The following is a 20,447-nucleotide window of genomic DNA, read 5'->3' as shown; positions in this document are numbered from 1 at the left end:
GAGATGAAAAATGGAAACACCTCTTAGAATGATGCCTCAAAACGTAGAAGCAGAGCAGTCTGTTTTAGGCTCAATGATTATTGATAAAAATGCAATTGCACAGGCTGTAGAAACTTTAAGAGGAGAAGATTTCTATAGAGAGAATCATAAGATAGTATTTCAGGCCATACTTAATTTATTTCAAAAGGATATTCCTGTTGATTTAATAACTTTACTTGAAAACTTAAAATCTACAGAAAAGCTTGAAGCGGCAGGAGGAATAACTTATGTAACGCAGCTAAGGGATGCAGTGCCCTCTACTGCTAACCTTGAGTCTTACATTAAGATTGTAAAGGATAAATCTATTCTGCGAAAGCTTATAAAGTCATCAAGCGAGATAATAGAGGAAAGTTATAATAAGCAGGATGATGTTCCAAAGGTTTTAGATGGAGCAGAAAAAAGAATATTTGATATAGCGCAGAACAGGGTTAAAAGCGATTTTGAACCGATGCACACAGTGCTTGAAAGAGGCTTTGCGGAGATAGAAAGGCTTTATAATAATAAAGGTGAAATTACTGGAGTACCATCTGGATTTCCAGAACTTGATGCAAAAACATCTGGTTTCCAAAAAGGAGATATGGTGCTTATTGCGGCAAGACCATCTATGGGTAAAACTACCTTTGCACTTAATATTGGGGAGTATGCAGCGCTTAGAGCTGGAAAAAGTGTTGTTATATTTTCTCTTGAAATGTCAAAGGAACAGCTTGCATATAAGCTTTTATGTTCAGAGGCAAATGTTGATATGCTAAAGCTTAGAACTGGTAATTTAGAAGATCAAGATTGGGATAACATAGCGAAAGCCTCTGGACCGCTTGCAGCAGCAAATATATATATAGATGATACTGCTGGAATAAGCGTAATGGAAATGCGTTCGAAATGCAGAAGAATGAAGATAGAACATGGCATAGATCTTATAATTGTGGACTATTTGCAGCTTATGACTGGAAGTGGAGAAAGTAGGCAGCAGGAGGTATCAGAAATATCAAGATCCTTAAAAGCAATTGCTAAGGAAATGCAATGCCCTGTTATAGCACTTTCTCAGCTTTCTCGTGCACCTGAGCAAAGAAATGATCACAGGCCTATGCTGTCTGACCTTAGGGAATCTGGTTCTATAGAGCAGGATGCTGATCTTGTTATGTTTTTGTATAGAGATGAATACTATAATAAAGAAACTGAACAAAAAAATATTGCTGAATGTATAATTGCAAAGCAAAGAAACGGTCCTACTGGAACTGTTAACCTTGCTTGGATTGGTCAATACAGTAAATTTGGTAGATTGGATATAATTCATCAAGAATAAAAATTAGGATATGATTTAAAGGAATGTCCCCAAAATTAAGAAACCTGTGACTTATCCACAGGTTCTTTTTATGCTGAAGTTTATTCACAATTGTAACTATGAAAAGATATCAACTGTGGATAAAAATATAAAGAAATTATATTTTGTTGATAAGTTTTAGTGAATATCAAATCTTTTTTTATTATTCATAGTCTTATCTCTTTTTTGCATAGAAACTTTAAGAACGCCATCTTTAAAGGATGCATCTACTGAATTTTCATCTACGTTATCTATATAGAAAGTTCTTTTAAATTCACCATAGCTTCTTTCTTTTTTTACGTAATTTGAAGTTTTATCTTCAGTTACGTTATTTCTTTTAGCTGATATAGTTAAATAATTATTTTGATATTCAAGGGTAATATCTTCTTTTTTTATTCCAGGAAGATCGGCTTCCACTGTATACTGATTTTCATCTTCTTTTACATCTACATTAAAATTATTATTTTTAAATACTACTGGTGCAAACATATCATCAGGGAAGAAATTTTCAAAAATATTATTGAAATAATCTCCACTTCTTTCAATATTGTTAGTACCTCTTCTAAACGGAACCATACCGAACATACTATCAACCTCCTAAAATAATTTGTTAAATTCTCTTTACAGCTATTATAATACAATTAAGGTCAAAGAAAGTCAAAATCAAATTGGCTTTGATATTAACAGTAAGATAAAGAAAAAATGAATTATAATTATATATTTTATTTTTTACAGTTGATATAAAAATATTTAAGTTAATTAGAGGAACTTTGGTTAAATGTAACTTTATAGTTAAAAGCAGTTGTATGAAATTAATTATTGTAGTAAAATATATTTGTTAGTTTGCTCCTGTAGCGCAGTTGGTAGCGCAGCTGATTCGTAATCAGTTGGCCGTAGGTTCAAATCCTATCTGGAGCACTATAAATACCAATGGTTTTAGGAATTTTATATTTAAAAATAATTATAAATACACCTAAACATACACCTATTGGTGAAAAGATAAAGAGTTTTATAAAAAATTAAGGCATGTGTAATCTAGTATTACACATGCCTTAATTTTTTTATTTTAATAGTTTTAGTTGATTATCTAATAGTGAATTTATTTTTTCAGCGGCTTCTTTATGTTTTTCTTCTGATGAATGGACATATATATCCATGGTTGTTTTAATAGAGCTATGTCCCATTAGTGATTGAATAGTTTTAGGGTCTACATTTAAATCATTTAATCTGCTACCATAAACGTGTCTTAGAGTATGAAATGTAACTCCTTTGGTATTAATACCAGATCGTTTTAATATTCTTCTGTAAACTCTCATAAGACTACTAATATCAATTGGGTTTCCTAATTCAGTGCAAAAGACTAAATTTTTGTCAGTGTATGAATTTCCTAATTTCAGTTTTTCTTTATTCTGTCTTATTTTATGTTGAAGTAACTCATTTATAACTAATTTAGGAATATCTATAATTCTATTGCTAGAAGCACTTTTTGGTGTTTTAAATATAATTTCTGTTTTGTTTTTTGATGGGTCAAAGTTTTTTACTCTTTTCATTGTTTCATCAATTCGTATTTTGTTTTGTTCAAAATCTATATCATTCCATTTTAAAGCTAATATTTCACCTTCACGAGCACCACAATTTGGAGCTAATATAAACAATGCTCTTAATCTTTCATTACCTATAGCAGCAGTAAATTTTTTTTGTTCTTCAAGGGATAAAACTCTCATCTCTTTTTTAATTAATTTTGGTGGAGTTGTCGCTTCAGCAACATTTTTTATAAGCAAACCATTTTTTATTGCTTGAGATAAGGCTTGTCTCATAATTATATGAATATATTTAACACTTCTGTTAGATAAACCACCTTGTCCATCCATTCTTCCTGATTTCAGTTTATTATTATAAAGTTTTTGCAAATCATCAGCTTTTAGTTTTAACAGTTGCTTTTTTCCAAGCAGGGGTAAAATGTGAATTCGTATTATATATTCATAGCTTTCAAAAGTTGTTCTTTGCAATTTCATTTTTTTATATTCCCATAACCACGTGTGAAGCCATTGTCCTACTGTTATTTTTGATGGTTCTATGTAATCTCCATTTTGAATTTGAGATAAAGCTTTTAGTTTTTTTTCACGTACCTCTTTTTCGGATTTTCCGTAAAACCATTGTTTTTTCTGTTTACCAGTTAGTGAATCTTTGCCTATAGTAATTGAAGCTCTCCATTTTCCATCTTTAGTTTTAAATATGGAACCTTCACCGCTTGAAGCTTTTTTCTTTGATCTTGACATAATATAATACCTCCAAATTAGTTTAAAATACCTGCCTAATGAGCAGGTAAATGATTAAGTTAATTATTATTTTTTAAATTATTTTCAATGTAATCTAAAAGGTCGCACATTTTAACACGTTTGGATTTACCTATATAAATACAAGGAAAATCATTTCTGTTAAATAACGCATATGCATTAACCCTACATATTTTTAAAAAAACAGAAACATCTTTAACTGTTAATATTTCTTCATCACAAACTTTTAAATTCATTTTAAACCTCCTCAGTAATATAATATGTAATTAAATTTTTCTAATAATACAATTTGTAGAATGATGTAAATTGATTCAAGAGTATAATATATGAAAGCAAGTACTATATAACTTAATAAGTTCTATTTTTAGTAAAATTCACAGTTAATAGACGACATTGGAACTGCGAATTGGTGTTATTATGAATGTATATTTAGCTTTTGTTCCAATGTTCCAAGAAAAGTTGAAAATTATTATTTAAGTTTAATTCCTTCAAAACCATATTTATTACCGTTAGGTCTATTTAATCTTCTGTAATTTAAGTTGTATTTTTGTTCAAGCAGACATTTTAAATATTGTTTATCACGATTAGTTGGTGTATTAAAACAGTAATCATTACAAAATTCTTTGTATGCGTTAAATAATATATCCATATGAATGTATGAGTAGGAAGAAATAGTACATCTCTCATTAATAAATTCAATAATACTATTTTCGCTGTTAGTATAATGATTTAAGATTTGTTGAGATTTTTTTGATATTGTAAAGTTAAAATTATTTCTTATATAGTTTAGTAAACCATCTATAGCCCAAGAAAAGATTAAATCACGCTCATTTAATAATTTGTTAAGCATACATTTATCTTGATTTCCATCTGAAATAATATTTGTAAATGGGATAATAATTAATCTATTAAAAAAAGCAGAATTATCTTTAAATGAAGATGAACTTAGTTTTGGTAGATTGTTACAAGCAAATATGAGCTTACATTTGTTATAAAAACTAAACGGTTGTTGATACATACGTCTAGCACAAACTTTGTCAGTTTCACTTGTAAGAGCTTTAAATATTTCTGTATTGGTTAAATCATCATCTGGAAGTTCAGAACATATGTTTATTAGTTTTGAAAAAAGTTCAGCGGTATATTTAGGTTTGGAAAGATCTTGTAAACTTATATTAGATATATTTTCTTCGCCACATATATTAGCGATTACAGATAATAAAACACTCTTTCCTGTATTTGATGCCCCATAAAAGAGAAATGCTTTTTTTGCATTGTTTAAATTAGAAAAAGAGTATCCTATAATCTGTTGTAATAAATATTGAAGTTCCAAATCACCATTTGTTATTGTATTAAGAAAATAGCTGAAACAAGAATTTTCTAATGAGTAATTAGGTATATAATTAGCATTAATACAGTTAAAAAAGGAGTAAGAACGATTATGTGGATGTATAGTATATTGGTTTTGTAATAAATCATTTAAATTTAAAACACCATTATTACAATTAATAAAAATTTCATTGTTTGATAGTGAGTTAGAATTAATCTGTAATGTAGGTTCAATTTTTATTAGTTTAAATATCTCTTTAATAACTGATGTAGTTAAGTAGTTCTTTATATTATCTGGTATCGAGGAGTTTATAATTACAGCAGCATCATGATATGATAAACTCATATAATAACCTTTGGAAGAGTTATAATAACGAACGCTATCATAAAATGCAAACAAGTCACTTTTTACTATGCTTTTCATCAATGCATATGTTCTAATTTTGGGCTCTTTTATGCTTTGTATTAATGTTTCGTCAGTGTTATAGTATGGTTGTTCAGTAGTATTTTGGTTTAAATTATTAGAAATCATTCTATACCTCCGTGCTTAAAGCTTAATAAATTTAATGAGAAAATAATAACAAAAAAATTAGAATGGAAATATATGTGACCTAAAAAACGAAGTAAGCATTTTTTTTGTTTTTGTGATATAATATAAAGTTTAGGAGTGATAAAATGAAACTTTATGATATGATTTCGATAGATGATTATGAAATTGAGAGTGAGTTGCCAGAAAATATTTATGATAAATTAACAAACCCAATACTTAATAGATTAAAAAAGTTAAATGTAGAGAATAAGATATTTTTAAAAGAGGTTTGGAAAATTTCTACGGAAGTATGTCAAGAATATATTAACAACAAGTGGATTGAATATCTAGGTATAAATACAAATGATTTACTTAATGATATTAGAGTACATAGTATATTAACAATATATCTATCAATCAAAAATAAGGATATAGAAGGAAAAAGTTTAGAAGAAGTTGCTGATCTATATTATGATTATAACGAAGAGAAAAAATACCCAGGTTATTTTAGTAGTAAGTTTAAAGATACATTTGAAGAGTTTACTAATAACGCTATATCTAATGATTCATTTATTGGTTCTGATTTATATAATTGTTTTTTGTATAAAAATAAAGGAAAAGAAGATTATAAAGTATATATGGATTATAAGATTTTTTATGAAGTAATTAAAAACTGGGATAAATGCCCTTTTAATAGAAAAAATGAATTTGGTATGGATTTTCATGAATTAAAAGTATTTTATTCTGTATTTGAAGATTACTTAAAAGAAAATGATGATATATTTATGTATGAAAAATATAATAATAATGAAGTTAGTAAAGAAGAATATAATGGCTCGGAAACAATTGTTAGGATTTCAAAAATGTTCTATATAGAAAGATTTTTTAATGTTTCGTTTTTGGATAGATTAACAAAGTTTATCAATAGTAAATATGATAATGATATAAAAAATGGAGAAGAGGAAAGTATAGCTAGGCAAAAACAAGCTAAAAGATTGCTTTTATTATCGGAGATAGCAAGTATACCAATGATCTTTTCTAGGAATAAGTATATAGATATATTTAATGCACAATATATAAATACAAAAGTGGATTTTTGTATTTCATATGATAAGTTTTTAAATTCTTTATACTATTTGAATTTATATTTAATTCCACTGATGACTAGAGTATATTACTATTTGCTATTTACATATACAGTAATTACTCAAAATAAAAGCCATAATTTCATATATAATACTTTAACTAATTATATAAATAATAATTTTGAAGAATATAATTATGAGGAAATTGCTTCAAACGTTTTAGATAAATTTAAAGATGATGAATACTCAAAAGCATTACAAATTAATGTAACAAATAAAATTTATAATTTTCAATATAGTAGGGAAAATATTGATTTGAATTTTGATATATTTGATACAATGAAAAATATGGATTCAGAAATGTCTTTACCATCACAAGTTCAAAATTTATGGCTTAAGGTAAATAAATATGTAATAGACTTTCCTATAAATAATGAATACTTGATGTATTTAAAAAGTAAGATCAAGAAGGAATAGAGGGGTTTTAGGGGAGGAAGGGAAAGCTGAGAATCAGTAAAGATTCTCAGCTATATTTTCCCTTCCTCCCCTAAAAAGTAGAGGCTTTCGCCTCTACTTACTATTAAGTATTACTTATATGTTAGTAAAGTTAAAAATATATAACGCTTTATAATCAAAGATAATCATAAAGTAGTATAAATAAATATTGATAAAATATATTAAAAAATAATAAAGCAATAAATTAATTAATGTTTTACTAAGTTACTTTTTTCTAATATATAATTTTCTACTGATAACTTTGGTATTTTCCATACTCTACCTGTTTTAAAAGCCTTCATATCACCATTGTTTAATATTTCATAAGCAGTATTTTTGCCAATTGATAAAATATCACAAAGCTCGTCTACGTTTAATAGATCACTATAGTCATTAAACAAAATGTACTACCTCCTTAATAAATTATGTTTATATTTATGTTGATTATTTAAATATTATAAAGAAAATAGTTAACAGCAAAATAACTAGATATATATTATATAAATGTATATACATGTTGTGAGTGCATCACAAACATTTATGCAGGAGCTTAGAAATAATTTTTTTTAAAAAATAAAAGCTATTTATATTATTAAGATACAAATTAGTTCATAAAAAATTATGATCCACTAAAAAAGTGGATCACAAACTTTACTCAAAAAGTAATTATTTAAGTTTCAAAAATCAAATCAAGGACTATTTAGTTTTTATTTAATTTATTAGTGATGAAATTAGCTAGTTCTTTAGCTTGAGCTCTTCCACCAAAAGTACCACAAAATACTATATATTTTTTGTCTGTGGTAACAATAGATATTTTGGTTTGAAGATCCAATACTATCATTAAAATTAAAGCCATAATTGCATATAGAAAACCTATATATATTAATGCTGCAATGAAAACAAATATTATAAGTATTATGGATATTATGCTTAGATTTAGCTTATAATTAACACTTTTAACTTCTTGAGTATTTATTAATTCATCAGGCTCCTTTTTTAAAATTGGTCTATAATTTCTTGTTACTTTTATAAGATCTTTGTTACATATTATCTGCGTTAGGCTAGAGAATCTTGCCGCTCCACCAGCTTTAAATGACTTGAATATAAATTCTTTTTCATAATCGGTGTCTAATGGAATTGAGCAAGTGTCATTATTCTCCAAAGTTTTTTTATTAATAGATGGTTCACTATTGTTATTAAAATTAATTTCATTTTGCTTTTTAATATCTTGTTTATTGTGATTAGACTTGTCTAAATTACCTCCGCAACTATAACAGAATTTTGCTTCATCAGAATTTTGCTTTCCACAGTTTGTACAAAACATATTATCGATCCTTTCAATAATAAAAATTGCTTATATATTTAATAAATTTAGTTATGTGGCTATTTATACTAATTTGCCAATTAATTTGGCTATAATCCATATTGGAATGATGAGCCATCCCAGAAACAGTGCAATACATACTTTACTGAAAAAGTAGTTGCTAAGTGTACCAAAATAAAAAATACCTAGTTTTTTTTGCAGAGATGTAAGGCAACAGTACGCTACGATTAGATATATTAAAATTATCATCTTTAAAAGCATCCTTTCATATGCAAATTTTGTTGTTATTATTTAATATCACCATCAGACCATTCACCTGAATACTTAATGCTTCCGTCTTCATTGTATAAGGTACCTTTACCATTATATTTGCCTTTAGAAAAGTTACCATTGTACTTTAATTTCCCGTCATTGTAATATAGCTTACCAGTACCATCATATTCATCTTTAGAAAAGTTGCCGTCATATATTATTGCATTATTTCTGCCGAATCCCTTACCTTTTCCATTAAGTTTATCTTTAGAAAAACTACCAGAATAATCAATTAATGAATTTAAAGGGGCAAGCTTGCTAATTAAAAATTGGGAATCAGATGTTCTATGTTGGACGTCGCTTTCTAATTTATCAATTTCAGCTTTATTGTCAGTTAAGTATTTGTTGAAAGTCGTATTTGAAGTTGTATTTTCTAAGGTTTTAGGGGAAAGATTACTTAAATCAGAGCCAAAATCAATTTGAAGTGAATTTCCGTTACCATCAAATTTTCCGTCTTTAAAATATCCCTCATATGATTTATAAACAGCACCTATATGCTTGAATTCATCAGTAAAGTCACTAAATATATTATTTACAATATTATTCTCACAGGCTTGTTTATATTCATAACCAAATCCATTAAAGTTCCCATCTTTGAAATAGCCAATGTAAAGTGGTACGTATAAGTAACCGATAGATGTAACTTTTTCAAGAAGTATTCCTTTACCATTAGGTTTATTATCTTTTAGATCACCATAATAAATGTAATTTGATTGATCCATTGTGAGTTTATAGTAGTTAGGGGAAAACAGCTTATTTTTTAAATTAACATAATTCATTTTTTTATTATAAAGTGATTGTATAGTACTGTCAGATAATTCTTCTTTTTCTTTATTAAAAACAAACCATGGAGAGTTATTTGAATTTACATTGCTGGCTGAAGTTTTAGAAACTACTTTTTTTTGTTTATTTTTTGTATTATTGGCGGTAGTTTTTTGTTTACTAGCATTGGATGTAGTAGTGGAGCTTTTATTTGTTTTAGATGTATTTGTAGTTTTGGAATCATCTGGAGTTAATAAACCTATTATAAAAAGAAGTACAAATATAGTTGCTATACTTAAAAAAACTTTTTTTAGTATTCCCATTTTTAATTTGGCACCGCAATAAGGACAAAATTTTGCTGATTTTGCAATCTCTTTTGAACAAGATTTGCATACTTTTACTTTTGACATAGTATCACTCCTTATCGAGCTTTATTAAAGTTTGTATATACTTTTAATAATTTATTTCTCTACAAAATCTTATATTTAAGATTAATTTATTTACTTAAAGCATAGAAATTACATACTCCAATAGTCAGGTGAAATAAATGAAACTATTATAGCAAGAATTGCAAATACAGCTAATATTATAAGAATCTTTTTAATTGATCTCATTTTTAAATTAGCACCACAATATGGACAAATCTTGGCTGATTTTGCAATCTTTTTTGAACAAGATTTGCATACTTTCATTTTTGACATAATATCACTCCTTATCGAATTTATGAAAATTTATAAATATTTTATAAATAATTTACCTTCTTGTAAAATTCTATACCTTAAAGATACTATTAGTCAATATAAAAACAACTAATAGTGCATTACAAAATATCCACTTTATATATACATTAATAAGTGGAGGTTGATAATATATGAATTACTTAGCTTTAGGTAAAAGAATTAGGGAAGAAAGGTTAAAATTAAACTTAACACAAGAGCAGCTTGCAGAAAGTATTGATGTAAGTAATTCGTATATTGGACTAATAGAAAGAGGGGAAAGAAGTGTCACGCTTGAAACCTTAGTTAAAATAGCAAAACGATTAGGCGTAACCATTGATTATCTTTTAAAAGAATCAATAGAACTTGAAAATGATAATTTTCTAGATCAGTTAAAACAATTGCTTGATGGTAGAAATATTAATCAGAAACAAATGGCATTGGATGTTTTAAAGGTAATGTTTTCACATTTTGATGAAAAGTAAATCAGAGTTCTTTGTTCTCAATATTCCTAATAGCATGTACAAAACGTATATCATAAATTAGCTTATTTATTGAATAACTTATAAATTGTTCCAAAGATAATGAAAGTTCATCACATATAGTATTTACTTCTGATATAAGCTCAATATTATCTATAGTTATATTAATGGTTATAGATGTTTTTATATCATTCATTTTATATACCTCTCCAATTATTTTTTTATAGTGTTCCATTTTCTTTTAAGCTACAGTATTTACCTTCCGATCCAATTATAATATGATCAAGTAATTCTATTCCGAGTAAATTACCTGCTTCTTTTAATCTTTTAGTAATATTTATATCTTCTTGTGAAGGTTCAGTATTTCCAGAAGGATGGTTATGGAATATTAATATACTTGCGGCATTGGATAGTATGGCGACTTTAAATACTTCTCTTGGATGAACTATAGAGCTATTTAATGATCCAATACTTACTATATTAATAGATATAGGTTGATTTTTTGTATCCATGCAGCAAGCGATTAACTTTTCTCTATCGGCATCTTCAAGAAAATATTTTCCTAAGTTTACTGCATCCGAAGGTGAAAGTATTTTTCTTGTATTATATAAAATACTACCTTCTCTTATCATTTTTATTGATACTATACTTATTCTTTTTGCGGGAGTAGTGCTATTAAGTTTATTACATACCTCCATTATCATTTGATGCCCTATTTGTTTTCCTATACAATATAGAGATTTTGACATGTTTCAATCATTCCTTTCAAATATATTTAATAATTTTTATTGGTATCCAAGGATATAATATATATTTGAAATTTTTAAGAAAGACGATTAATTCTAAGATATGGATAAGTAATAGAGAATTAATTATTCTCTATCTAGCTGAATATAACTTTTATTTTTAGTTTAATAACAAAAGCAATTGGGATATAATATATTATGGTATAATTTAAATAAATTTTATTATAAAAAGTACAGGTTGGTGATAAAATGGAGTATGAGAATAATTTAGTTTTAAAGAGATTATTTACTAAAAATACCATAAATAATCTTATAAAAAACAGAAAAAATGATACATTCACATATGCTATTAATCGCTATCTGAATGAAACTAAAGCCAAAAAATATAATGATTTAATTTCTAAAATATATAAATTATCAGGAAAGCAATACAGAATGGAATATTTCTATAAAAATACGTTGTTAAACAAGTTATTATTGGGAAAACATAGTTTGAAAACCACGACTGCATTAACAGAGTTAGCTATAGGTAAATCTAAAGCTGATTTTGTAATGATTAATGGAAAAGGTATTGTTTATGAAATAAAGACTGAATTAGATACTTTGGAAAGGCTTGAAAATCAGATACAAGATTATTATAAAGTTTTTAAATATGTATGTGTTGTTACATGTGAAGAGCATTATGAAAAATTAAGAGAAAAATTATTAGATACAAAAGTAGGAATTTACATTTTAACTAAGAGAAATACAATTAGTGTAAAAAAAGAACCAGAAGAGGAAGAGTCTTTTTTAGATAAAAAAGTAATTTTTAAAGTGTTAAGAAAGAAAGAATATGAGAAAATTATTTTTAATAATATTGGATATTTGCCTGAAACCTCTCAATTTAAATACTATAATGAATGCTACAAATTATTTGAAGAGATAAGTATAGAAGTTATACATAAGAGTATGCTAGATGAATTAAAAAAGAGAATAAATATTGACATTCAAGATTATAAAAATTATGTGCCTTATGAATTAAAATTTTTAATTTATTTCTCACAATATAAAAAGAAAGACTATCAAAATCTAAAAATATTTTTACAAAGTGAATTTGGGGGATGAATTTATGTATTTACCATATTTAAGAGCAAGACAGTTTGAATTACTTGCTCTAAGAGAGCTTTTAGAAAAGAAACTAATTGGCAATAAAATTATACCTATTATTGAGCCTATAAAACCTACATCAACGCTAATAAAGACACTTAAATTATACACAGTAAACAAAAGAAATTTAGCAATAATTATGAATCCTAAAGTTGGTAAGTTTGCAGCAGATTTAAGGAAAATGCGAGAAGATGATAAAGATAATAATATTGTGAAATTGTTATCTGATAGTATGAAGAAAGAAAATGTTATTAAAGCATATATTATGACAGGTAAAATATCACAAAAATTAAAATCTAAAGAGAACAGGGATAAATTTATTATAATAAATTATGATAGGGATGCTATAGATTACTATTTGGATGTATATAGCGATGCATTTCCAATGTTTACATTGATTCCAGATGATAGAATCTTTAAGAGAAGTGTAGAGAATGGTAAAGTGTTATTTTCAGATAGATTTAAAAAGAGAGAAAGAAATGTAGATTATATAAAAGAAGATGATGAATTTTTTTCAGATGATCATTTGTTTTTTAGTGAGGATGGATATAAGGGATTTTCTGATTATTCAGTAGTAGGACAAGAATTTAATGATTCAGGATTTGCACCTTTAGCTGTTGCTATTCACATAGTTTATTTTGATAATAAAAAAATTTTAAGAATAAGGCATTTTGTATCAGATTCTAATGAAGATATTAAAGATCCAGCAGGAAAGTTTGGAGAGGCTCTGAGAAAATTAGTTTTGTGGGTAGATGATAATGATATTCCTTTAACAGAAGCATTAAAGCAGTTTAAGGAGCTTTATCATACGGGTAAGTATCCAGGATTGGGCACAGTAAAAAAATTATCAATAATGCATCATATTGAATTGGTAAATAAATATTTAGAGGGAGAAATATAAACTATGATATGCTGTATTGAATGTTTTAAGGACACGGAGTTAAAATCAATGATTTCTTCTTCTGGCAAAAAAGGAAATTGCCAAATTTGTGGGGCTAAAGATGTATATATTTATGATACCGAAATGGATACTTATTTGATGGAATATTTAGATGAGTTATTAGATGTGTATACTTGTAAAGAAAGACTACCATATGGTTATCCAGAAAAATTATTAAGTAATCTTGGTAAGGAGCTTATTCAAAGATGGAGCTTGTTTAATATATCAGAAGAAAGAGTAAGAGAACTAATTATAAATATATGCAAAGAAAAATATAATTTAGAATCAAAATTGTTCACTGAGCCTGTAGGTATATTAGAATTATATGATAATGATTACTTAAAAAATAACTGCATATTAAAAACTTATCAATGGGAAGATTTTAAATACACAATAACTAATGTAAATAGATTTCATTCAAACCATATTAATACAGAAGTTTTAAGCAAATTATTTAGCAATATGTATTCAGAATATAAAAAGGGAACTATATTATATAGGGCAAGAATTTCTGATGAAAATGGATATGAATCAAAAGATATGGGGGCACCTCCTCCTAGATTAACATCGGCAGGACGAGCAAATTCAGAAGGAATATGTTGTTTGTATTTGTCTGATAATATTAATACAACAATTCATGAAATAAGAGCACGTGACTTAGATTATATATCAATAGGAAGCTTTGAACTTAAAAAAAATATTAAAGTAGTTGATTTAAGTTCTTTGGAAAGCTTTAGCCCATTTTCAACTGAATATGCTCTTACATGGGTAGCGGTAAATATAGAACATTTGAAGAAGATTGGAAGAGAAATAGCCAAGCCTCTTAGAAGACAGGATAGTATTTTGGATTATTTGCCAACTCAATATATAAGTGACTTTGTTAAACATTTAGGATATGATGGAATAAAATATAAAAGTACTCTTAGTTCTGATGGAAATAATTTTGCTATTTTTAGTGAAAAGAATTTTAAGTGCAATAAAGTTGAAGTGTATCATATAAACGAATTGGAATATCATAAGAAAAAAGTAAAATAAGTTTAATTTAATAAGGTAAAGTATAATTACGTGAGATGAGTGGATTTAAAGCTATTAAATTAGAACTAATAGCTTTACCACTCACTTTTATATGGATTGATATGGAGTTTTAGAACATTTTTCAATATGACGACCATTATGGCTAAGAGATATTATTGCAAAACGTGAAAAAAGATTCAACCTCTTCTCCGATTGTATCAAAATCATCCATAGTAAATATCACCTACTTTCAATGTAATTAATATTAAATTCTATAATATTTTTTTTATTCCTTTTTTATAGTGGTAAAAGTTACAAATAAAGATAAATTTCGTGATATATAAAATTGTTAAGGGAGTAACAGAAATAAATTTTATTATATAAACGACAGAAAAATGTTTTAAATCAATATTTTTGTAAATAATAGTAAATATCAAACAGCAAAGAGATTAAAGCCGTATAGAAATGAGATGCCAAGTATTTGTAATAGACTTAAAAATACAACATATGATTGAGAAAAATAAATATTAAATGGTATTAGGATTTTTAATAATGTGCTTTTAGAAATTTGTAAAAAAGTTTATGGTAAAATTAAAAAGAAATGATGGAATTCGATTATCATTATACACAAAAATTGTTAATTAGAATATGTAATATTTAATTAGAATTTTAAAATTTAGTAAGAAGGAGAAATTGTATATGTCAGATAGTTTATTTTATTGTGATATAGAAAATGGTAGTAAAATATCAGAGTTTATTTCAGCATTTAAGGAGTACTCTCAAAAGGAATCAAAACAAGTATACATAATAAAAAAAGCTTTAGGAACAACTAATGATTATGATTATGATTACGATGATGAAGCAATTATTTTAGTTCCAAAGCATAAAATTATTGTAATTAATTATGGCATAGGTGATAGTAAAAATTTTGAGCATTTTTTGGAAGACTTTACGCAAGATTTAGGATATTTATCAGATAAATTTAGTTATAAAAAAATATTGGGACGTCCAAGAGAATGGCAAAAATTAATTATAAGTGAAGTCTTTCATGATGGTATGGTTGCCGATATTTCAGATTTTTTGAAAGATAAGTCAGTAGAATCTGCTGATGAAAGAAAAATAGATCTTCTTATATCTTTATTAATAGGAAGTATAAATGATATAGAAAAATTAGGATTAGAAAATCCTGAAACTTTATTGGACAAAGTAAAAAAGAAGATTATATTATTTGATGGTATGCAAAGTAGATTTATTTATGAAAAAGTTGATAAATCACAGGTAATAATACAGGGATTAGCGGGTACTGGAAAAACCGAATTGCTATTACATAAATTACGAGAAACATATATTAAAATTAAAAACAGTAGAATTGTGTTTACTTGTTTTAATAAAGTTTTAGCAGATGATATGAAAAATAGAATTCCTAGATTTTTTAATTTTATGAAGGTTGAGGAGCAGATTGAATGGGATAGTCGCCTTTGGGTTTTTTCAAGTTGGGGGTCACAGAGTGTACCAAATTCAGGACTATATAGTTATATATGTTCAAAATATGGTTTGCAATTCAAAAGATTTTCTTATATTAATACTTTTGACAAGGTATGTGAGGATGCTTGCGAACAACTTAAGTTGATAGAAAACCTTGAACCTTGTTTTGATTATATTTTTATTGATGAAAGTCAAGATTTCTCACAGAGCTTTTTTGATTTATGTAGCTTAGTAACAAAAGTAAGAATTTATATTGCAGGAGATATATTTCAAAATATTTTTGATATGAATATTGAAAATTCTGTAGAATGTGATTATTTACTTAATAAATGTTATCGTACAGATCCTAAAACTTTAATGTTTGCTCATTCCATAGGTATGGGATTGTATGAAAAACCTGTAATACGTTGGTTGGAAGATAGAGAATGGGAATCTTGTGGGTACGAATACGAAAGAAAGAATGGAAAATTTATACTTAGCAGAACACCAATTAGGCGGTTTGAGGATGTTGAATCCATAAATAGTATACAACTTAGAGGTTGCTCCATTGATTATTTTACGGAAGAAATTTTAACATGCATTGATGAAATAAGACAAAATAATTCTACTGTTTCACCTGATGATATTGCGGTGGTTTTTGTAGGTAATACAAAAAATAATTATGAAATAGCAGATAGTTTGATGGTTGAAATAGATAAAAAATATAATTGGGAAATTAATAAGGGATATATAACAAAGACTAAAGTAAAAGATCAATTATTTGTAAGTAATACTAATAATATAAAAGGTTTAGAATTTCCATTTGTAATTTGTGTAGAAACAAGTAAAATAACAGATCGTATACATCAAAGAAATTCCATATATATGATTCTAACTCGTTCATTTTTAACGTCATATTTTATTGTGAATAGTGATAATACTGAATTTATAGAAATATATAAAAATGCAATTGATAATATTAATAAAGATGGCTTTATGAAGTTAAGGGAACCAGATAAGAAAGAAAAAGAGGAGCAGGAAGAAAAAATTAAAATTATGGCTCAAGCTAAAAAGAAATCTGTTGAGGATATAATAAATCAAGTATGTAAAGAAGATTATCCCAAATTATCACGTAAATATGTAATAATGCTGTATAACACTATACCAACTATTATTGAAAATGAATCTGAAGAAGAGGTTATAACTAAAACAAGAGGAATGATAAAAGTTATTTTGGGGGATTAATACTATGAAATCATATCAATTCAAAGTGAATGAGTATTTGATCGGTGGTAGTACAGCTATTAGAGAAAAAGTTGATGTTATAAAACTGTTGATAGGCACTATTAAATATATTAGCTCGGTAACACTAGATGATTTACACTCTAGGCTTGAAAATGATATTACAGTAATTATATATGTAAATAAAATGAGCAGAATATTTTATTGTCAGGATGAAAAAATGCATACAGTTCAATTTCCGTTTTCAATTTTAGAGGAAGATAAGAAATTAAAAGTATATTACGATAAATATGAATTAGACAGTAAAATTACTACAATTCTAGCTGATATATTTAATCATCAAATTGAATTTAATGAATCCTTAGAATCTATGGCTGAAGTATATTATAATACTATGAAAGAATATGAAGTTGAAAGTGGAATTTATAACGAATTGTGTTGGGAAATACTTTTGTATTTATTATCATTTGAACCCGGATATTTAAGGTATGATTATGATTTAGAAAGACAAGATCCAATAGTACATCCATTAAATCATCTGGATGTTTATTATTCAGGTAAAAATACATTTAAAATAGGGTTGGATAAAAAAATTAATAAAGACGATTTAATTGATATATTAGATATTAATACTAATTGCAAATTTTTAAAGTGAAAATTAAGTATAAAACCAATTAATATAGGCATATTAAAGCTATAAAAATACACCTATTTATACACCTAATACAATTAATAATAATATAATTGTATAGTACATAATATAATAAAAAAGTCTATGAACATAGATAAAATATAACATCATATAACCATAAATAACTAAATAAAACCCATATACACGGATTCGTAATCAGTTGGTCGTAGGTTCAAATCCTATCTGGAGCACCAAAAAATTAAGGGTTACAAGTTATTAAAATTTGTAACCCTTAATTTTTATTAGTAATTATTTTAAATATATAATTGTTTTTTGAAATATTGAATATTAATTTTATTTATCGGTGCCTATTTCAGTAGAATATCATAAGGATTTTATAAAAACAAGCTACATATGCTTATGAAAAAGTTTAACTAAGCATATTGACTAAAACTGATAAAGTAAGTACAATATAGTTATTAAAGTAATTTTAAAAAGTTATTTAATATGAAAAATATAACTCAGTTTACCCTAAGATTAAGAATCTTTAGTATCTACGTTGGTAATATGCAGCATAGTATTGAATCATATCTATGTCTTTACCCAGAATAATAGTAGTGATATTATTTAAGGAAGCTATTATTCTACATTTGATAGATGAGAGGGGTATTATCAATTTGATAGAGATAAATCATAGTAAAATAAAAGAAACAAATAGAAAAAAAATAATAACATTATTATTAGAAAAGAATGAAATTACCAAATTAGATATTTCTAGAATCCTAGATATAAGCATAACTACAGTTTCTACCAATATTGCTGAATTGAAAAAAAAAGGTATTGTAGAAGATGTAAGATCATTGGAATCAACTGGTGGAAGAAAGGCAATTGCTATAAAATTAGATGAAAACTGCAAGTATTCAATTGGAGTTGCATTAACTCCAAAACATATTAAAATATCACTAGTTAATTTAAAAAGAAAAGTTATTGAAAATATAAGAATTAGACATAACAATGATGGAATAGAAAATATTATAACTATTATTAAACAAAATCTAGATTTAATAATGAAGAAGCACGATTTGAATCCCATAAAATTGCTAGGAGTTGCTTTTTCTATTCCTGGAACGGTAGATTTTAAAGAAGGCATAATAAAATATGCATATCTCCTTGGGGTTAAAGATTTTAATTTAAAAGAAGAATTTGAATATTTAGATGTACCAATATATGTAGAAAATGAGGCTAATTTATCAGCTTATTATGAATTTTTAAATAGAAAAGATAAAATAGAAAATTTACTTTATATTTCAATAACAGATGGTCTAGGCTTAGGAATAATAATAAATGGTACGATATATAGAGGTTGCAATAATTCAGCAGGTGAACTAGGACATACCAAGATATCAATTGATGGAAGGAGATGTAAGTGCGGTGCTAAAGGTTGTTTAGAAGCATATACCTCTATGAATTGTTTGATTGATAGTTATAATGAAGAGACCAATCTTAATATTGTAGATATAGATGAATTTGAAGAAAGATATATTTTAAATGATAAAATTGCTCAAGAGGTACTAGATAAGTATTTAAATATATTGTCTTTAGGAATATCGAATTTAACTATGCTTCTGGATCCCAACAGTATAGTTATAGGCGGAGACATAAATAATTTGTTAAAAGATAAAATTGATATTTTGAAAAAGAAAGTTTATAAGGATAATTTATTTACTAATGGAAATAGCTGCAATATTAGTATTGCAAGCTTTAGAGAAGCTTATTTACTAGGGGCAGCAATGATGCCTATAGAAGAATTTTTAGAAATTAAATAATTGAGTGGTATAAACTGCTCTATTATTTTTAAAAACTTATTAAACAAATTTTTAAAAGTTATAAAAAAAGAAGGGGAGTTAAAAAATGAGATTTTTTTTAGACACAGCAAATGTAGATCACATTAGAGAAGCAGAAAAAATGGGAGTTATATGTGGAGTTACAACTAATCCATCATTGATAGCGAAGGAAGGACGAGATTTTAATGAAGTCATAAAAGAGATTACACAAATAGTTGATGGACCAATAAGTGGAGAGGTTGTTAGTGAAGATTCAGAAGGAATGATTAAAGAAGGAAGAAAAATTGCAGCAATTCATAAAAATATGATTGTAAAGATTCCAATGACAGCAGAAGGGCTTAAGGCAACTAAAGTTTTAGCCAGCGAAGGAATCAAAACAAATGTAACTTTAATATTCTCAGCAAATCAAGCACTACTTGCAGCAAATGCAGGAGCTACCTATGTAAGTCCTTTCCTTGGAAGAATAGATGATATATCAATGGTGGGAATGGATTTAGTAAGAGATATATCAGAAATTTTTTCATTACATGGAATAAGTACAAAAATAATTGCTGCTAGTGTAAGAAATCCAATTCATGTAATAGAAGCAGCAAAAGCAGGAGCGGATATAGCAACCGTGCCATATAATTTAGTAATGCAGATGATAAAACATCCATTAACTGACCAAGGATTAGAAAAATTCAAAGCAGATTGGGCAGCAGCGTTTGGAAAGTAGGAGGAAATATATGAATAGAG

Annotated in this window: 20 protein-coding genes and 1 tRNA gene; 11 read left to right on the top strand and 10 right to left on the bottom strand. The window is 26.6% G+C overall.

Features of this window, described 5'->3' with window-relative positions; genetic code table 11:
* Positions 1–10 precede the first annotated feature (10 nt).
* Positions 11–1,339, top strand: coding sequence for a replicative DNA helicase (locus LQK79_RS09305; protein ID WP_231016325.1), 1,329 nt, complete (start codon positions 11–13; stop codon positions 1,337–1,339).
* Positions 1,340–1,495: 156 nt separating this feature from the next.
* Here the strand turns inward: LQK79_RS09305 and hsp18 are convergent, their stop codons facing one another.
* Positions 1,496–1,942, bottom strand: coding sequence for a heat shock protein Hsp18 (gene hsp18, locus LQK79_RS09300; protein WP_231016324.1), 447 nt, complete (start codon positions 1,940–1,942; stop codon positions 1,496–1,498).
* A 260-nt stretch (positions 1,943–2,202) separates the two neighbouring features.
* Here hsp18 and LQK79_RS09295 point away from each other — a divergent pair.
* Positions 2,203–2,275 (top strand) — tRNA-Thr (locus LQK79_RS09295).
* Positions 2,276–2,418: 143 nt separating this feature from the next.
* Here LQK79_RS09295 and LQK79_RS09290 read toward each other — a convergent pair.
* The 3 genes from LQK79_RS09290 to LQK79_RS09280 form a co-directional block, all read right to left on the bottom strand.
* Positions 2,419–3,636 carry a tyrosine-type recombinase/integrase gene (locus LQK79_RS09290; protein WP_231016323.1) on the bottom strand — a complete coding sequence of 406 codons (1,218 nt, stop codon included), beginning with the start codon at positions 3,634–3,636 and terminating at the stop codon, positions 2,419–2,421.
* Between the two features lie 59 nt (positions 3,637–3,695).
* Positions 3,696–3,890 carry a helix-turn-helix domain-containing protein gene (locus LQK79_RS09285; RefSeq protein ID WP_231016322.1) on the bottom strand — a complete coding sequence of 65 codons (195 nt, stop codon included), beginning with the start codon at positions 3,888–3,890 and terminating at the stop codon, positions 3,696–3,698.
* A 233-nt stretch (positions 3,891–4,123) separates the two neighbouring features.
* On the bottom strand, positions 4,124–5,512 hold the full coding sequence (locus LQK79_RS09280) for a DNA primase family protein (RefSeq protein ID WP_231016321.1): 1,389 nt from the start codon (positions 5,510–5,512) through the stop codon (positions 4,124–4,126).
* A 143-nt stretch (positions 5,513–5,655) separates the two neighbouring features.
* Between LQK79_RS09280 and LQK79_RS09275 the strand changes: the two genes are divergently transcribed.
* The gene (locus tag LQK79_RS09275) at positions 5,656–7,071 is read left to right on the top strand and encodes a hypothetical protein (protein ID WP_231016320.1); all 1,416 of its coding nucleotides are present in this window, start codon (positions 5,656–5,658) and stop codon (positions 7,069–7,071) included.
* 227 nt (positions 7,072–7,298) lie between these two features.
* Here LQK79_RS09275 and LQK79_RS09270 read toward each other — a convergent pair whose 3' ends face one another.
* The 4 genes from LQK79_RS09270 to LQK79_RS09255 form a co-directional block, all read right to left on the bottom strand.
* Positions 7,299–7,490 (bottom strand): helix-turn-helix domain-containing protein, encoded by a 192-nt coding sequence (locus LQK79_RS09270; protein ID WP_231016319.1) that lies wholly within the window; start codon positions 7,488–7,490, stop codon positions 7,299–7,301.
* Between the two features lie 299 nt (positions 7,491–7,789).
* On the bottom strand, positions 7,790–8,413 hold the full coding sequence (locus tag LQK79_RS09265) for a zinc ribbon domain-containing protein (protein ID WP_231016318.1): 624 nt from the start codon (positions 8,411–8,413) through the stop codon (positions 7,790–7,792).
* 287 nt (positions 8,414–8,700) lie between these two features.
* Entirely contained in the window at positions 8,701–9,897 is a 1,197-nt protein-coding gene (locus tag LQK79_RS09260; RefSeq protein ID WP_231016317.1) for a zinc-ribbon domain-containing protein, read from the bottom strand.
* 108 nt (positions 9,898–10,005) lie between these two features.
* The gene (locus tag LQK79_RS09255; RefSeq protein ID WP_231016316.1) at positions 10,006–10,188 is read right to left on the bottom strand and encodes a zinc-ribbon domain-containing protein; all 183 of its coding nucleotides are present in this window, start codon (positions 10,186–10,188) and stop codon (positions 10,006–10,008) included.
* Positions 10,189–10,358: 170 nt separating this feature from the next.
* Here LQK79_RS09255 and LQK79_RS09250 point away from each other — a divergent pair, with 170 nt between their 5' ends.
* Positions 10,359–10,688, top strand: a complete 330-nt coding sequence (locus LQK79_RS09250; RefSeq protein WP_231016315.1) for a helix-turn-helix domain-containing protein — start codon at positions 10,359–10,361, stop codon at positions 10,686–10,688.
* A 1-nt stretch (position 10,689) separates the two neighbouring features.
* Here LQK79_RS09250 and LQK79_RS09245 read toward each other — a convergent pair whose 3' ends face one another.
* Positions 10,690–10,881: a hypothetical protein gene (locus tag LQK79_RS09245; RefSeq protein WP_231016314.1), complete on the bottom strand. Its 192-nt coding sequence runs from the start codon at positions 10,879–10,881 to the stop codon at positions 10,690–10,692.
* Between the two features lie 25 nt (positions 10,882–10,906).
* Positions 10,907–11,434 carry a JAB domain-containing protein gene (locus tag LQK79_RS09240; RefSeq protein ID WP_407928529.1) on the bottom strand — a complete coding sequence of 176 codons (528 nt, stop codon included), beginning with the start codon at positions 11,432–11,434 and terminating at the stop codon, positions 10,907–10,909.
* A gap of 246 nt (positions 11,435–11,680) precedes the next feature.
* Here LQK79_RS09240 and LQK79_RS09235 point away from each other — a divergent pair, with 246 nt between their 5' ends.
* From LQK79_RS09235 to fsa, 7 genes are all read left to right on the top strand, one after another.
* Positions 11,681–12,535, top strand: coding sequence for a sce7726 family protein (locus tag LQK79_RS09235; RefSeq protein WP_231016313.1), 855 nt, complete (start codon positions 11,681–11,683; stop codon positions 12,533–12,535).
* A 4-nt stretch (positions 12,536–12,539) separates the two neighbouring features.
* Positions 12,540–13,478: a sce7725 family protein gene (locus tag LQK79_RS09230; RefSeq protein WP_231016312.1), complete on the top strand. Its 939-nt coding sequence runs from the start codon at positions 12,540–12,542 to the stop codon at positions 13,476–13,478.
* A 3-nt stretch (positions 13,479–13,481) separates the two neighbouring features.
* Positions 13,482–14,552: an RES family NAD+ phosphorylase gene (locus tag LQK79_RS09225; protein ID WP_231016311.1), complete on the top strand. Its 1,071-nt coding sequence runs from the start codon at positions 13,482–13,484 to the stop codon at positions 14,550–14,552.
* A 678-nt stretch (positions 14,553–15,230) separates the two neighbouring features.
* Positions 15,231–17,240 carry a DEAD/DEAH box helicase gene (locus tag LQK79_RS09220; RefSeq protein ID WP_231016310.1) on the top strand — a complete coding sequence of 670 codons (2,010 nt, stop codon included), beginning with the start codon at positions 15,231–15,233 and terminating at the stop codon, positions 17,238–17,240.
* Positions 17,241–17,244: 4 nt separating this feature from the next.
* A complete protein-coding gene (locus tag LQK79_RS09215) occupies positions 17,245–17,892 on the top strand; it encodes a hypothetical protein (RefSeq protein WP_231016309.1) in 648 nt (215 codons plus the stop codon).
* A 653-nt stretch (positions 17,893–18,545) separates the two neighbouring features.
* Complete coding sequence (locus LQK79_RS09210; RefSeq protein WP_231016308.1) at positions 18,546–19,694, top strand: ROK family transcriptional regulator; 1,149 nt, start codon at positions 18,546–18,548, stop codon at positions 19,692–19,694.
* Between the two features lie 85 nt (positions 19,695–19,779).
* Complete coding sequence (gene fsa, locus LQK79_RS09205) at positions 19,780–20,427, top strand: fructose-6-phosphate aldolase (protein WP_231016307.1); 648 nt, start codon at positions 19,780–19,782, stop codon at positions 20,425–20,427.
* Positions 20,428–20,447: the final 20 nt, after the last annotated feature.

The sequence above is a fragment of the Clostridium guangxiense genome (assembly GCF_021043395.1).
In the GTDB taxonomy this organism is placed as follows: Bacteria; Bacillota; Clostridia; order Clostridiales; family Clostridiaceae; genus Clostridium_S; species Clostridium_S guangxiense.
Note: the sequence above shows the minus strand (reverse complement) of the source record. Positions and strands in the feature narration are given on the sequence as shown.

What these genes read in the sequence shown, in the direction of transcription:
- LQK79_RS09305 (WP_231016325.1), top strand. Translation starts at nt 11, where the DNA reads ATGGAAACACCTCTTAGAATGATGCCTCAAAACGTAGAAGCAGAGCAG.
- hsp18 (WP_231016324.1), bottom strand. Translation starts at nt 1,942, where the DNA reads ATGTTCGGTATGGTTCCGTTTAGAAGAGGTACTAACAATATTGAAAGA.
- LQK79_RS09290 (WP_231016323.1), bottom strand. Translation starts at nt 3,636, where the DNA reads ATGTCAAGATCAAAGAAAAAAGCTTCAAGCGGTGAAGGTTCCATATTT.
- LQK79_RS09285 (WP_231016322.1), bottom strand. Translation starts at nt 3,890, where the DNA reads ATGAATTTAAAAGTTTGTGATGAAGAAATATTAACAGTTAAAGATGTT.
- LQK79_RS09280 (WP_231016321.1), bottom strand. Translation starts at nt 5,512, where the DNA reads ATGATTTCTAATAATTTAAACCAAAATACTACTGAACAACCATACTAT.
- LQK79_RS09275 (WP_231016320.1), top strand. Translation starts at nt 5,656, where the DNA reads ATGAAACTTTATGATATGATTTCGATAGATGATTATGAAATTGAGAGT.
- LQK79_RS09265 (WP_231016318.1), bottom strand. Translation starts at nt 8,413, where the DNA reads ATGTTTTGTACAAACTGTGGAAAGCAAAATTCTGATGAAGCAAAATTC.
- LQK79_RS09260 (WP_231016317.1), bottom strand. Translation starts at nt 9,897, where the DNA reads ATGTCAAAAGTAAAAGTATGCAAATCTTGTTCAAAAGAGATTGCAAAA.
- LQK79_RS09255 (WP_231016316.1), bottom strand. Translation starts at nt 10,188, where the DNA reads ATGTCAAAAATGAAAGTATGCAAATCTTGTTCAAAAAAGATTGCAAAA.
- LQK79_RS09250 (WP_231016315.1), top strand. Translation starts at nt 10,359, where the DNA reads ATGAATTACTTAGCTTTAGGTAAAAGAATTAGGGAAGAAAGGTTAAAA.
- LQK79_RS09245 (WP_231016314.1), bottom strand. Translation starts at nt 10,881, where the DNA reads ATGAATGATATAAAAACATCTATAACCATTAATATAACTATAGATAAT.
- LQK79_RS09240 (WP_407928529.1), bottom strand. Translation starts at nt 11,434, where the DNA reads ATGTCAAAATCTCTATATTGTATAGGAAAACAAATAGGGCATCAAATG.
- LQK79_RS09235 (WP_231016313.1), top strand. Translation starts at nt 11,681, where the DNA reads ATGGAGTATGAGAATAATTTAGTTTTAAAGAGATTATTTACTAAAAAT.
- LQK79_RS09230 (WP_231016312.1), top strand. Translation starts at nt 12,540, where the DNA reads ATGTATTTACCATATTTAAGAGCAAGACAGTTTGAATTACTTGCTCTA.
- LQK79_RS09225 (WP_231016311.1), top strand. Translation starts at nt 13,482, where the DNA reads ATGATATGCTGTATTGAATGTTTTAAGGACACGGAGTTAAAATCAATG.
- LQK79_RS09220 (WP_231016310.1), top strand. Translation starts at nt 15,231, where the DNA reads ATGTCAGATAGTTTATTTTATTGTGATATAGAAAATGGTAGTAAAATA.
- LQK79_RS09215 (WP_231016309.1), top strand. Translation starts at nt 17,245, where the DNA reads ATGAAATCATATCAATTCAAAGTGAATGAGTATTTGATCGGTGGTAGT.
- fsa (WP_231016307.1), top strand. Translation starts at nt 19,780, where the DNA reads ATGAGATTTTTTTTAGACACAGCAAATGTAGATCACATTAGAGAAGCA.